Origin of the sequence: Campylobacter sp. B0100352/1 (assembly GCF_020135855.1) — a bacterium.
GTDB classification, from domain to species: Bacteria; Campylobacterota; Campylobacteria; order Campylobacterales; family Campylobacteraceae; genus Campylobacter_D; species Campylobacter_D taeniopygiae.
The window spans coordinates 28,038-41,138 of sequence record NZ_JACHTP010000004.1; the positions used below are offsets into that span (position 1 = coordinate 28,038).

The 13,101-nt window shown below is 28.5% G+C and carries 13 protein-coding genes; 10 read left to right on the forward strand and 3 right to left on the reverse strand.

Annotation, left to right across the window (positions count from 1 at the left end; translation table 11 throughout):
• The first annotated feature begins 54 nt into the window (after positions 1–54).
• The 3 genes from glyS to H2279_RS02100 are packed head-to-tail and all read left to right on the forward strand — an operon-like array spanning position 55 to position 3,813.
• On the forward strand, positions 55–2,046 hold the full coding sequence (gene glyS, locus H2279_RS02090; protein WP_337195430.1) for a glycine--tRNA ligase subunit beta: 1,992 nt from the start codon (positions 55–57) through the stop codon (positions 2,044–2,046).
• The gene (locus H2279_RS02095) at positions 2,043–2,873 is read left to right on the forward strand and encodes a M23 family metallopeptidase (protein ID WP_337195431.1); all 831 of its coding nucleotides are present in this window, start codon (positions 2,043–2,045) and stop codon (positions 2,871–2,873) included. The genes glyS and H2279_RS02095 overlap by 4 nt, the downstream gene beginning before the upstream one ends.
• Positions 2,863–3,813 (forward strand): SAM-dependent methyltransferase, encoded by a 951-nt coding sequence (locus tag H2279_RS02100; RefSeq protein ID WP_337195432.1) that lies wholly within the window; start codon positions 2,863–2,865, stop codon positions 3,811–3,813. Before H2279_RS02095 ends, H2279_RS02100 begins: the two co-directional genes overlap by 11 nt.
• Here H2279_RS02100 and H2279_RS02105 read toward each other — a convergent pair.
• Positions 3,808–4,767 (reverse strand): Ppx/GppA phosphatase family protein, encoded by a 960-nt coding sequence (locus tag H2279_RS02105; protein WP_337195433.1) that lies wholly within the window; start codon positions 4,765–4,767, stop codon positions 3,808–3,810. The two genes, H2279_RS02100 and H2279_RS02105, sit on opposite strands and share 6 nt — an antisense overlap.
• Positions 4,768–4,823: 56 nt before the next feature.
• Here H2279_RS02105 and H2279_RS02110 point away from each other — a divergent pair, with 56 nt between their 5' ends.
• From H2279_RS02110 to H2279_RS02140, 7 genes are all read left to right on the forward strand, one after another.
• Complete coding sequence (locus tag H2279_RS02110) at positions 4,824–5,612, forward strand: pyridoxine 5'-phosphate synthase (RefSeq protein WP_337195434.1); 789 nt, start codon at positions 4,824–4,826, stop codon at positions 5,610–5,612.
• On the forward strand, positions 5,590–6,717 hold the full coding sequence (gene pdxA, locus H2279_RS02115; RefSeq protein ID WP_337195435.1) for a 4-hydroxythreonine-4-phosphate dehydrogenase: 1,128 nt from the start codon (positions 5,590–5,592) through the stop codon (positions 6,715–6,717). Before H2279_RS02110 ends, pdxA begins: the two co-directional genes overlap by 23 nt.
• Complete coding sequence (locus tag H2279_RS02120; protein ID WP_137623968.1) at positions 6,704–7,894, forward strand: MFS transporter; 1,191 nt, start codon at positions 6,704–6,706, stop codon at positions 7,892–7,894. Before pdxA ends, H2279_RS02120 begins: the two co-directional genes overlap by 14 nt.
• Before the next feature lie 42 nt (positions 7,895–7,936).
• Positions 7,937–8,245 (forward strand): invasion antigen CiaC, encoded by a 309-nt coding sequence (gene ciaC, locus H2279_RS02125; protein WP_137623967.1) that lies wholly within the window; start codon positions 7,937–7,939, stop codon positions 8,243–8,245.
• Positions 8,246–8,247: 2 nt separating this feature from the next.
• On the forward strand, positions 8,248–8,757 hold the full coding sequence (locus H2279_RS02130) for a hypothetical protein (RefSeq protein ID WP_137623966.1): 510 nt from the start codon (positions 8,248–8,250) through the stop codon (positions 8,755–8,757).
• Positions 8,758–8,828: 71 nt separating this feature from the next.
• Positions 8,829–9,851, forward strand: a complete 1,023-nt coding sequence (gene hemE / locus H2279_RS02135; RefSeq protein WP_137623965.1) for a uroporphyrinogen decarboxylase — start codon at positions 8,829–8,831, stop codon at positions 9,849–9,851.
• The gene (locus H2279_RS02140; protein ID WP_337195436.1) at positions 9,848–10,750 is read left to right on the forward strand and encodes a radical SAM protein; all 903 of its coding nucleotides are present in this window, start codon (positions 9,848–9,850) and stop codon (positions 10,748–10,750) included. The genes hemE and H2279_RS02140 overlap by 4 nt, the downstream gene beginning before the upstream one ends.
• 2 nt (positions 10,751–10,752) lie before the next feature.
• Here the strand turns inward: H2279_RS02140 and uvrC are convergent, their stop codons facing one another.
• Both uvrC and H2279_RS02150 read right to left on the reverse strand, forming a co-directional pair.
• A complete protein-coding gene (gene uvrC, locus H2279_RS02145) occupies positions 10,753–12,570 on the reverse strand; it encodes an excinuclease ABC subunit UvrC (protein WP_337195437.1) in 1,818 nt (605 codons plus the stop codon).
• Positions 12,563–13,036 carry a hypothetical protein gene (locus H2279_RS02150; RefSeq protein WP_337195438.1) on the reverse strand — a complete coding sequence of 158 codons (474 nt, stop codon included), beginning with the start codon at positions 13,034–13,036 and terminating at the stop codon, positions 12,563–12,565. The genes uvrC and H2279_RS02150 overlap by 8 nt, the downstream gene beginning before the upstream one ends.
• Positions 13,037–13,101: the final 65 nt, after the last annotated feature.

Consider the following 13,101-nt stretch of genomic DNA (forward strand, 5'->3'; position numbering starts at 1 on the left):
TTAAAAAAATATAGCTAAAATAACGCAAATTCAATAATATAAAGAAAGTAAAATATGAGTGAATTATTAATCGAAATTGGCACAGAAGAATTACCGGCTATACCTTTATTAAAAGAACTTCCAAATATAGAAAAAAAATGGCAAAATATTTTAGATGAATATCATTTAATAAGCGAATTTGAATTTTATTACACTCCACGTCGTTTAGTATTTTTTCATAAAAATTTTCATCAAAAGCAAGAAGATACCACAGCTGAATTTATAGGAGCACCTAAAAACATAGCTTTTAAAGAAGGCAAATTAACTCCCGCAGGTGAAGCATTTTTAGAAAAAGCGGGTATTAAAGAAAATGAACTTGAATTCAAAGAAATCAAAGGAAAAGAGGTTTTATACTATCAAAAAACCTTGACAGGAAAAAATAGTATTGAAATTTTAGGAGAAATGATCAATAAATTCCTCAAAAGCTTAAATTTTGGAAAAAGTATGCGTTGGGAGGATCATTCTTTTGAATTCATACGCGCTATTAGAAATATTGCTTGTGTTTTAGGCGATCAATTGGTTGAATTTGAAATTTTTGGAGTTAAAAGTTCTAAAAAAACCTTTGTTCATAGAAGCGTAAGTTATGATTTCTTTCCTTTTCAAAATATCAAAGAATATTTTCAAATTTTAGAAAATAACTTTATCATTCTTGATCCAAAAAAACGCGAAGAAAAAATTTTAAATGAATTTAAAGAACTCGAAATAAAACACAATATCACTATTAGTGAAGATAAAGAACTCTTAGCTGAAGTTGTAGCTATTACAGAATATCCAAAAGCTCTTTTTGGAAGTTTTGATAAAGCCTTTTTAGAAATTCCTAATGAAGTCATCATCACTTCAATGAGAGAAAATCAACGCTATTTCGCTGTTTTCAACAACAATGAATTAAGCAATCATTTTATAGTTGTTAGTAATGCGGTTTGTGAGGATTATTCTAAAATCATACACGGCAATGAAAGAGTTTTAAGAGCAAGATTAAGCGATGCAATGTTTTTTTATCAAAATGATTTACAAAAAGGCTTAGAACCTGAAAAGCTTAAAAAAATCGTTTATCTTGAAAATCTAGGAACAATGAGCGATAAAAGCTCAAGAGAAATTGAGCTGGCAAAAATTTTATGTGAATTTTTAAAAAATAATGATTTTGAAAAAATTTCTAAAGCTATTTACTATGCCAAAGCTGATTTAACCACTCAAATGGTTTATGAATTCACAGATTTACAAGGAATTATCGGGGGTTATTATGCTGCCAAAATGGGACTTGAACAAGAAATTTGCTTAGCTATAAAAGAGCAATACTTGCCAAATTCTGAAAAATCGGATCTTCCTAGCACAGAATTTTCAAGCATAGTTGCTTTAGCTAATAAATTTGATACTCTTTTAGGACTTTTTAGTATAGGTAAAATTCCAAGCGGAACAAAAGATCCTTATGCATTAAGACGTGCTGCTAATGGAATTTTAAAAATACTTTTAAAATTAAATAAAAATTTCGATATCAATGAGTTTTTAGAAAAAGCTTTAAAAAATTATCAAAATTTTAATTTGCAAATTTTAAAAGATTTTATTTTTGAAAGAATTTATACATTTTATGATTTAAATCCTAGCTTTATCAAAGCTGTTCTTGTTTCAAAAAATTCTGATATTATTTCCATTGATGAAAGCATTAAAGCTTTGGCAAAAATCAGTCAAAAAAGCAATTTTGGTGATTATTTTAGCACCTTTAAACGCCTTGCTAATATCGCTCAAAAAACTACAAATACCATCGATGAAAGTTTATTTGTAGAAGCAGAAAAAAAACTTTATATAGCATTTAAAGAAAGTTTAAAAGCTCTTACGATTGAAGAAAAACTTAACAAATTATTTGCTTTAAAACCTGAAATTGATGCCTTTTTTGAAGCTGTTATGATTAATGATAAAGATGAAAAACTTAAGAACAATCGCCAAGCTTTAGTATTTAGCATCTATCAAGAATTTCTTAAAATTGCAGACATTAAGGAACTTAGCTTATGAAAAAAATATTGACTTTACTTTTTTGTTTCTTTACTTGTGTTTTTGGAGTCCAAGAAATAAAACTTATCAAAGGGCAAGCTATATTTTTAGAGCTTGATAAAAATAATTTTATAGAATTAAAAAACCAAAATAAAACAATTCCAACCTTTAATCATCCAAAAAATAAAAATAAAATCCTTGCCATTTTTGTCCTATCCTATAAAAATCCTCCAAAAAGCACAAAATTAATCGCTATTTATAAAAATAAACAGCAAGAATTCATCATCAATACACTAGAAGGAAATTATAAAAGCGAACAAATACAAGTAGCAAAAAATAAAGTTTTTCCACCTAAAAATGTTCAAGATCGCATTAAAAAAGAATTTCAAGAAGCTAATACTATCTATACTTCTTACACTCCAAAACCTTTATACGATGGGACTTTTACAATACCTCTTGCAAGTTTTATTACAAGTGATTTTGGCAAAGCTAGAATTTTTAATCACAAAGTCGCAAGTTACCATAGTGGGACAGATTTTAGAGCCCTAAGTGGAACTCCAATTTATGCTGCAAATTCGGGCATAGTAAAAATCGCTAAAAATAGATATTATGCTGGAAATTCTGTGGTTATTGATCATGGTTTGGGAATTTATTCTCAATATTATCATCTTTCAAAGATCAATGTAAAAAAGGGACAAAAGGTTAAAAAAGGAGAGCTTATTGGGCTAAGTGGGGCTACTGGAAGGGTGAATGGACCACATTTGCATTTTGGAATACTTGTCGCACAAAAACAAGTGGATCCTTTGGATTTTATAAAAAAATTTAACGCACTATTTGATGAAATTTAGTCAATTTTTTAACATCTGGCTTCATGAAAATTACTATAAAAATGTTAGCAAAATAGGTAAAAATGGGGATTTTTTCACCGCAGTAAGCGTGGGAAATCTCTTTGGAACCTTACTGGCAAAACATTTTTTAAAACTCATTGATGAAGGCGTATTAAAACTTCCTTTAGAAATCGTTGAAATCGGAGCCAATGAAGGCTATTTGAGTCGTGATTTTTTATCCGCTTTAGTTGAATTTAGGCCTGAAATTTTTTCTCAAATTTCTTTTTTTATCATAGAGCCTCATGAAAAATTACAAATTTTACAAAAGAAAACCTTGGAAGGCATAGATTTTATCCATAAAAATAATTTAGAAGAATGTCATTTTAAAAACGCTTTCTTTTTTTGCAATGAACTTTTTGATAGCTTTACTTGTGAGCTTATAGACAATGATACGATAGCTTATGTAAAAGATTATCAAATCGTTTTTAAGCCCATAGATGAAAACTTACAGCAAAGATGCCAAGAACTTGGATTAAAAAAAGGAGAATTAAGCTTAGAGCTTGAAAATTTTCTTAAAAAACTCGATCAAATCAGTGAAAAATTTATCTTTGCGGGTTTTGATTATGGAACTTTTGATAATGATCGTTTTAGTATAAGAATTTATCAAAAACACGAAGTTTTTGATCCTTTTGAAATTTCTTTAAAAGATTTTTTTGGCAAAAGCGATATAACTTACAATGTGAATTTTAATCATCTAAAAACTACTATTGAAAATTTAAATTTCAAACTTTTACATTTAAAAAAACAAAGTCAAGCTTTAATCGATTTTGGTTTTGAAGAATTGCTAGAATATACTAAAAATAAAAATATAAAAAGTTATGAAAATTTGCTCTCTCAAAGCAAAATTTTATTTTTTAATTTTGATGAAAAATTCCATTTTTTTGAATTTGCAAAATTATAAATTTGCTATGCAAAGCCCCTCTCTTAAACCCTCATCGATAACTATAAATTCTTCTTTATCAAAAATAGCAAAAAACAAAAAACAACCTGCGGCTAAATATTTTTTACGCGTTTTTCCAAGATAAAAATTAGCCTCTTTTTCACTCATGTTCCAAATTTTTAATGCATATTTGAAAAAATCTTGAGTGTGTAAAATTTGGCCATTAATTTTTTTAGCGTCATATCTTTCATAATCTAAACCGCATTTTAAAGCAGCCAAGGCTGTAGGAACACCTGAATTTAAAACCACTTTTTTTATTTTACTTTTTTTAAAAACTTTTTTAAGCTCTTTAACCTCATCAAAAGCTTTAAACGCTATATTTTTTAAATTTCTATCTTGAATTAATAGGTGAATTTTTAATTTTTTATCTTTGATTTTATGAAAGAAATTAGGATATTTTTTCAATATTTTTTTAAAAGAAAAAGTAGAAAAATCATCTTTAAAATTACATTTTTCATAAAAACTTATAATCCCAAAATCAAAACTTTGAAAATGTTCATTAAAAGATAACTCGCAAGAAGCACCCCCTAAATCACAATAAGCAAAACGCCCTTTCATGCCCAAATTAGCAAGAGCATTTTTCATCCCTAAAACGCTGATTTTAGCTTCTGTTTTAGCATCAATAACCTTAAAATTGATCCCAAATTGCTCTTTTAAATCTTTAAAAATTTCATCTGTATTGCTTGCCTTTCTAAAAGCTGCCGTTGCAGCAGCTTTTGCTTTGCATAAATTTTGCTCCTTAGATAAAACATTTAAAGCTTGTTTGATTTTTTCTATAGCCTCAGTTGAAATTTGCCCACTTTTAGATAAATTTTTTGCTGCACCTATAATAAATTCATACTCTTTTATTTTTTTAAAATTTTCATCCATTTCAACTGCTCTTAAAGTATTTGATCCCAAATCAATACCTAACATTACTCTTCCTTTTAAATTTTGGAGTATAATAACAAAAACTTATTAAAGGAATCATTATGCTTTTGGGTGTAAATATCGATCATATTGCTGTTTTAAGACAAGCAAGAATGGTTAATGATCCTGATCTTTTAGAAGCAGCATTTATCGTAGCAAAATTTGGAGATCAAATCACTTTACATGTAAGAGAAGATCGTCGCCATACTCAAGATTTTGATTTGAAAAATCTTATCCATTTTTGCAAAAGCCCTATTAATCTAGAATGTGCCATTAATGAAGAAATTTTAAATTTAGCCCTTACTCTAAAACCCTCACGCGTTACTTTAGTGCCAGAAAAAAGAGAAGAACTTACCACAGAAGGAGGTCTAAATTTAAACCATCCCGATCTAAAAAAAAGCATCCAAAGACTCAAAAATGAAAATATAGAAGTTTCTCTTTTTATCAACCCAAAATTAAATGATATTGGAAAATCTTATGAGCTAAATGCTGATTTTGTAGAACTTCATACCGGACTTTATGCGAATTTACACAATGCTCTTTTTACCAATATTTCGCATACAGCTTTTGCACTTAAAGAATTGCAAATGGATAGAAAAAAACTTCAAAATCATTTAGAAGAAGAATTAAAAGAATTAAAACTTTGCGCTAAAAAAGGAGTAGAACTTGGCTTAAAAGTTGCCGCTGGACATGGACTTAACTATAAAAATGTAAAAGAAATCGTAAAGATTAATGAAATTTGTGAATTAAATATAGGCCAAAGCATCATAGCAAGATCCGTATTTGTAGGACTAAAAAAGGCTATTTTAGAAATGAAAGCTCTTATTGATGAAAACAAAAATTGCAATTAGCATTGGCGATCTTAATGGAATAGGTTCTGAAATTTTAATACGCTCTCATGAAGACTTATGTGAAATTTGCGAACCTTATTATTTTATCCATGAAAAATTATTATATCAAGCTTTAAAGTTGCTCAATTTAAATATTTCAAATGCCAATATTGTTTATTTTAAAGAGAGTCAAGAATTTAGTTTTGAGTTAGTTAAAAGTCAAAATGGATTAAAAATTTATTGCTTTTCTTTGCCCTTAAATTTTCAAGTCAATGAAAATTTTACAATAAAGCCTGGAAAGATTGATGATAAAAGCGGACTTTATTCTTTCTTAAGTTTTAAAGCTGCAAGTTATTTCACTTTTAAAAAATATGCACATGCCCTATTAACCCTGCCCATACATAAAAAAGCTTGGGAATTAGCGAAAATAAACTATAAAGGGCACACAGACGCTTTAAGATCTTTTTTCAAAAAAGATGCTATTATGATGTTAGGTTGTGATAAACTCTTTGTGGGATTATTTACTGAGCATATTCCACTAGCAAAGGTGAGTCAAAAAATCACTTTTAAAAAATTAAGTATCTTTTTAAAGAATTTTTATGAACAAACTCATTTTAAGAAAATAGGAATTTTAGGTTTTAACCCTCACGCTGGAGACTATGGAGTTATAGGTGGAAAAGAAGAAGAAAATATGTTCAAAGCCATCAGTTTTGTCAATGCTTATTTGCACTCAAAACGAGATGAGAAATTTTTTTATCAAGCTTTAAAAGACGAAAATTTACAAAAAGAATTGACTCAAAATTTTAAAGGAAAAGAAATCTACCTACCTTATCCTTTAGTTGCTGATACCGCTTTTACTCGATTAAGTTTAAAAAAATGCAATCGTTTAATTGCCATGTATCACGATCTTGCCTTAGCTCCTCTAAAAGCTTTATATTTTGAAAAAAGTATCAATGTAAGTTTGAATTTACCTATCGTTCGCGTTAGTGTTGATCATGGAACCGCATTTGATAAAGCCTATAAAAATATGAAAATTAACACTCAAAGCTACTTTGAAGCTGCTAAATTTAGCATACGATACCACCAAATTAAACTTGATAAAGAGTCTAAAAATGCAAAATTATAAAAAAGCTTTATTTGCTTTAGCCTTAAGTGCTTTTTGTATGGGAGTAACTGAATTTGTTATGGCTGGAGTTTTAATTGATGTACAACATTATTTCAAAATCAATGCAAAAACTGCTGGTTATCTTACAACCTTATACGCTATAGGAGTTGTTATAGGAGCTCCTATTGTAAGTATTGCTTTAAGCCATTTTTATAGACACATACAACTTTTGATTAATCTTGGAATTTTTGCTTTAGCCAATTTAACAATCTTTTTTAGTAATAATTTTTATTTAACAGCTTTTGCTCGTTTTATTGCTGGAACTCAACACGGTGTATTTTTTGTTATTGCTACACTTGCTATTTCAAGCATAACTCCAAATGAAAAAAAATCTAGCGCCTTAGCTATTATGGTGACAGGGCTTACAGTTGCACTTGTTACAGGTGTCCCTTTAGGAACCTTCATAGGATATCATTTTGGCTTTAAACTTATTTTCTTATTGATCTTTATCATTACAGTTTTTGCCTCCTTAGGGGTTTGGCATATGATGCCTAAAAATTTATATCCTAATCCTACTAATTTAAAAAACCTTGCACCAGCTTTTTCGCATCGTAATTTACTTAAAACTTACACTATCACCCTTTGTAGTTGCGGTGCGCAATTTATTCTTTATACCTATTTGCAAAAACTGCTCGTAGATATAAGTGGATTTAAAGAACAAAATACAACCTATATCCTACTCCTATATGGAATATGTGCTATTTTTGGAAATTTATGGGGTGGAAAAATGGTAGATAAAAAAGGTGCTATTTTTTCTTTGAGACTAATTTTAAGCATACAAATTTTTGTATTTTTAAACTTTTTATGGACGATTTATATTCCAATTTTAGTTATTTTAAATATCGCTTTGATGGGATTTTTTTCTTTTTCAACCATACCGGCTTTAAAAATGTTAAGCATTGCAAAAGCTAAACGACACACACATAAAATAATGGATAGCACCATCAGTGTGAATGAAGCAGCTTTTAATGTAGGTATAGCCTTAGCAAGTTTTATAGGAGGTCTTGTTTTAACAAATATAGGTATCGAATTTAACGCACTTTTTGCATCAATTTTTGTCTTACCTGCTTTGATTTTTGCATCAGCATTTGCAAAAGATAAAATTAACTATAATCACTTTAAAAGAAAAGTGGAATAGAATTTGCTTATATTTATAATGTATAAAAATTAAAGGAAAGCAATGACCATAGACAATACCAAACAAATGTCCAACGCTGTTTTTAGCACAACTAAAATTAAAGAAAAAACTTCTTCAGCAGATGAATTTCAAGCTAATTTAAATGAAGTCAAAAATAAAGAAGATAAAGAAAAAACAACTTCTAATGAATTCAGCAATAAAGACCTAGATCTTGGAGCTATTAGAGAAGATTTTAGATCCTATGCGTGGCAAAAAATGAGAGAGGATCAATATAAAAAAAATGAAGAAACCCTACTCAATAAACTTTTTGCAACCATAGACGCAGGAAATGCTGTAAGTAAAAAGATTTAAGTGTGAAAATAAATTCAAATTATATAAACGAGAATTTCAATAATTCTCGTCAAAATTCCAAAACTACTAAGCAAGATGAAAATTCTTTATGGGATGTTTCGTTTAAAACTTTACTTAAAGAAGTAGAGGAATTTGTTGAGTCTAAAATGAAAAAATATAAAGAAGAGCTTGTCCTAAATAAAAAAACTGGAGAATATGAAAAGAAAAAAGTTCTAGATGAAGAAGCATATAAAGAACATTTAAGATTAAAACTTGAAGAACAAACTAAAGAAAAAATAAGCACTCAAATAAATGAAAAGATGGAGCAAAAGCTTAATTCCAATCTAGAAAAACAAGCCTCAATAAATAATAATCTAAATCTTAAAACCAAAGAAAATATAAGCTATATGCAAATACAAGCTCAAGAAAAATATCATGCAAAAAATAGTCCCACCGTATTTAGTAAAAAACAAGAAGAGAATAATAAAAATTTATTCAATACTTTTTCAGCTCCTGTAGGATCTTCTGTATAAAGTAGATATAAAAATTAGTGATTTAATTTTCAATAATTTTTGTTATAATTTTACAAAAATAAAGGAAAATTATGATTTTCATTGATGCTTGTTTTAAAAAACCAACGCCCTATACTCCTATTTGGATGATGCGTCAAGCAGGACGCTATTTACCTGAATATATGCAAGTCCGTGAGCAAGCAGGAGATTTTCTTTCTTTATGTAAAGATTACAAAAAAGCATCTGAAGTGAGTTTGCAACCTGTAGAAATTTTAGAAGTGGATGCGGCGATTATTTTTTCAGATATTTTAGTCGTTCCTCTTGAAATGGGAATGAATTTGCGTTTTGAAAAAGGAGAGGGACCTGTATTTGATGATCCAATTTCTAGCATAGAAGATTTAAAAAAACTAGATACTCAAAAAGCTCATCAAAAATTAAATTATGTTTATGATGCCTTAAAACTTACTCGAGAAAAACTTCCAAAAGATAAAGCACTTATAGGATTTTGTGGAAGTCCTTGGACTATAGCCACTTATATGATAGAAGGTGGCGGAAGCAAAAACTACGCAAAATGTAAAAAAATGCTTTATCAAAACCCCGAACTTTTGCATTTGATTTTATCAAATCTTACAGAAGTTTTAAAACTATATTTAGAAGAACAAATCAAAGCAGGAGCTAATGCTGTGCAAATTTTTGATAGTTGGGCAAGTGCTTTAGAATATAGTGAATTTTTTAATTTCTCTTTTAAATATATGCTTGAAATTTCTAATTTTATTAAAAATAAATATCCTAATATACCTGTTATTTTATTCCCTAAAGGAATCAGTGGCTATTTAGATAAAATCGATGGAAATTTTGATGTTTTTGGGGTTGATTGGAGCACTCCTTTAGAATTAGCACGAGATAAATTATCACACAAATATACTCTTCAAGGCAATATGGAACCTTGCAGATTATACAATAAAAACTCCATTAAAGAAAGCGTGGGACAAATTCTGCAAATTATGAAAAATAAGGCCCATATTTTCAATTTAGGACATGGAATTTTACCGGATATCCCTGTTGAAAATGCTAAATATTTTATCAAGCTCGTTCAGGAAAGCTCGGCCAAATGAAAGTTGTTTTCGGACCTGTAAGTTCTAGACGCTTTGGAAGATCTTTAGGAATTGATTTAAGCCCGAGTAAAAAACAGTGTAATTTTGATTGCGTCTATTGCGAACTTGAAGCTAAAAAAGCACAAGAAAAACAAGATGAAATTGTAGAAGTTGCACAAATCATTTCAGAAGTTCAAATGATTATTGATAAAGGTATCAAATTTGACTTTCTTACACTAACTGCTAATGGTGAACCAAGTCTTTATCCTCATTTAGATGAATTAATTAATTCTTTGCGTCAAATCGTTAAAAATAAAAAACTTCTTATTTTAAGCAATGGCACAGCTGTACTCGATCAAAATAAATTTCAAAGTTTATTGAAACTTGATGTGGTTAAATTCAGTCTAGATAGTGCCATTTCCAAAACTTTTTATCGTATAGATAGAGCTTTAAAAAATATCAATTTAGAATTAATGATACAAAAAATGGCAGAATTTAAAACAAAATTTCAAGGCGATCTTGTAATGGAAATTTTAGTGGTTAAAGATCTAAATGACAATGAAGAAGAATTTATAGCTCTTAATAACGCTTTAGCTACAATATCACCAACAAGAATTGATCTAAGCACTATTGATCGGCCTCCATCTTATCCAGTCAAATCAATTGATGAAGAAAAACTTTATGAGCTTTCAAAATTAATCACCTGTGCGCCAGTTTTTTTAGCAAAAAGAAATTATAAAGAACAAAAACTTGATTTAAATAAAGAAGAATTGCTAAAATTTCTTCATTTAAGAGCACAAAGTCAAATCGATGTAGAACACACTTTTAATGAAAGTTCTAAAATTCTTTTGCAAGAATTAATCCAAAAAAATGAAGTAAAAATCATTAATCTTGCAGGTGTCCGATTTTACAAAGCTTGATTTCATTTTATATCTTTTAATTTTTGCGCCGCCTTTTTACCTATAAGAGTGCAAAGTTCATCAAAATTTGCTTTATAGATGGATTCAAAATTCCCATAATAAGCTAAAAGTTTATGTATTACTCCTACGCTTAAGCCCAATTTAGCCAATTTGGAACTTTCTAAATCTTGTTTTTTCTTTGTTTTTTGATGAAAACTTATAGCAAAACGATGTGCTTCATCTCTTAATTTTTGCAAAAATTGCAATTTTTTATCATCCACACTCAAAGAAAACTCGCCACTAAAAGAATGAATTTTATCTTTAGCGCCTCCTTTAGCTCTATGCGCTTTTGCATCAATTTTTTCTTTAGAAATGGCTAAAATATCTATATTAGCACCACTACTTAAAACAATATCTTTTGCTAGTTCCAATAAAGCTTTTCCACCATCTATAAGCCATAAATCAGGTGGGGTGTTGTTTTGAAAATCCAAAGCCCTACGTGTTAAAACTTCTCGCATCTGCTCATAATCATTTTGATATTCAAGATGAAATTTTCTATATGAGTTTTTATCCCATGATCCAAATTTATAAACCACCATAGCTCCAACATTTGCAATCCCTTGTAAATGAGAATTATCAAAAATTTCAATATGATTTGGAAAATTTTCAAGTTCAAAATACTCTTGAATCTCTTTTTGTATTTTAAAATTGCTATTTTTTTGTTCTTTTTCTATATTTAAAAGTGCATTTTCAAAAGCAAGATCACAAATTTTTCTTTTTTCCCCTATTTTTGGCATCTTGATACTGATTTTTTTCTCAAAGCGTTTGCTTAAAATTTCCTCTAAAAGCTCTCTATCATCAAATTCTTCATAAGTATAAATAGTATTAGCTATTAAAGGCGTATCGGTATTAAAATTCTCTAAAATAAGTTGTTTATAAATTTCATTTTTTTCAAAACTTAAAGCATTTTTTAAAAGGGTTGTTTTAGAATTTACACTGATAATCTTTCCATTTTGCACCACAAAACGAATCGTTGAAAGCATAGAATCTTTAAAAGCAACCGCAAAAATCTCAAAATCCTCCAATTTAGCAATATCAATTTGGATTTTTACCTCCAAATCTTTAATGGTAACAATTTGATCTCTTACCTTAGCTGCTTCTTCATAATTTTCATTTTGAGCTAGACTAAGCATTTGTTTTTCTAAATTTTTAATTAAAATGCTAGGATTTAAAAGCGCATTAATAGCGTTATCTAGGATTTTTTTATATTCTTTCTGAGTAACTCCATCATCACAAGGTGCTAAACAACGATGAATTTGATAAAAAATACAAGGATTTTTACAATTTGCTTTTTGTTTCAAAGGATAATACAAATAAAGGGCGTTTAAAAGCTCTTTGACTCCTTTAAAAAAGGGGCCAAAATATCTAATTTTAGTTTTTTTTATAAGTTTTCTTGTGCTTTGAAAACGTGGAAAATCTTCATTAAAATCAACATAGATATAAGGGTAAGTTTTATCATCTCTTAAAAGTATATTGTATTTTGGATGCAATTGCTTGATAAAAGAATTTTCCAAAATTAAAGCATCAGCTTCTGAATTGGTTGTGATAAATTCTAAATGAACTGCCTCTTCTATCATTTTTTGTATTCTTAAAGAATTTTTACTATTTGCACACAATTTAGGACGAAAGGTAAAATAACTCCTAACTCTATTTTTTAAATTCTTCGCCTTACCCACATACAAAAGTTTTCCATTTTGATCAAAATACTGATAAACACCTGGTTTTTGAGGTAAGGTTTGCAATTCTTTTTCTAAAATATTTTTAGATGATTTTTCAAGCATTTTTTATAATTTGCCTTAATTCTTCAAATTTATTTGCTAACACTTTATTTTCTAAAGTATTTTTAAAACAGCCCAAACTTAATTCTATGTATGGATTTTTTTTGATATTTTCTTCATTTTTAACACTAAAGCTATATTTTTGCGTCATCACTCTGATATCTTTTATGTTTGAAAAACCACTTAAAGGATACACTTGGGCGTATTTTTTTATGAGAATTTTAATATAAATTTTGCTATTATCATGATTTAATTCTTGAAAGCCTGCAGGATGCGAAGTAATGATATTTAAAATATCATTTTTTATATAAATCCTAGCTATTAAACGTTGCTTTGCGGGTGGTAAAGAATTTAAAAAATCTTTACAAAAAAACAAGGTTTTTAAAGGTTTATAATGAGATTTACTCATCAAATCATTAACAATAGCACTAACATTTTTAATCGTTTTTTGATTTTGAATTTTTACCATAAAATAATTTTATCATTTTTTTTCTTAATTTTTTTGTGCTCTTGTGGATATAAAGGCGATCCACA

Excerpts from the sequence above, each read along its gene's own strand:
- glyS (WP_337195430.1), top strand. The coding sequence starts at position 55 with ATGAGTGAATTATTAATCGAAATTGGCACAGAAGAATTACCGGCTATA.
- H2279_RS02095 (WP_337195431.1), top strand. The coding sequence starts at position 2,043 with ATGAAAAAAATATTGACTTTACTTTTTTGTTTCTTTACTTGTGTTTTT.
- H2279_RS02100 (WP_337195432.1), top strand. The coding sequence starts at position 2,863 with ATGAAATTTAGTCAATTTTTTAACATCTGGCTTCATGAAAATTACTAT.
- H2279_RS02105 (WP_337195433.1), bottom strand. The coding sequence starts at position 4,767 with ATGTTAGGTATTGATTTGGGATCAAATACTTTAAGAGCAGTTGAAATG.
- H2279_RS02110 (WP_337195434.1), top strand. The coding sequence starts at position 4,824 with ATGCTTTTGGGTGTAAATATCGATCATATTGCTGTTTTAAGACAAGCA.
- pdxA (WP_337195435.1), top strand. The coding sequence starts at position 5,590 with ATGAAAACAAAAATTGCAATTAGCATTGGCGATCTTAATGGAATAGGT.
- H2279_RS02120 (WP_137623968.1), top strand. The coding sequence starts at position 6,704 with ATGCAAAATTATAAAAAAGCTTTATTTGCTTTAGCCTTAAGTGCTTTT.
- ciaC (WP_137623967.1), top strand. The coding sequence starts at position 7,937 with ATGACCATAGACAATACCAAACAAATGTCCAACGCTGTTTTTAGCACA.
- hemE (WP_137623965.1), top strand. The coding sequence starts at position 8,829 with ATGATTTTCATTGATGCTTGTTTTAAAAAACCAACGCCCTATACTCCT.
- H2279_RS02140 (WP_337195436.1), top strand. The coding sequence starts at position 9,848 with ATGAAAGTTGTTTTCGGACCTGTAAGTTCTAGACGCTTTGGAAGATCT.
- uvrC (WP_337195437.1), bottom strand. The coding sequence starts at position 12,570 with ATGCTTGAAAAATCATCTAAAAATATTTTAGAAAAAGAATTGCAAACC.
- H2279_RS02150 (WP_337195438.1), bottom strand. The coding sequence starts at position 13,036 with ATGGTAAAAATTCAAAATCAAAAAACGATTAAAAATGTTAGTGCTATT.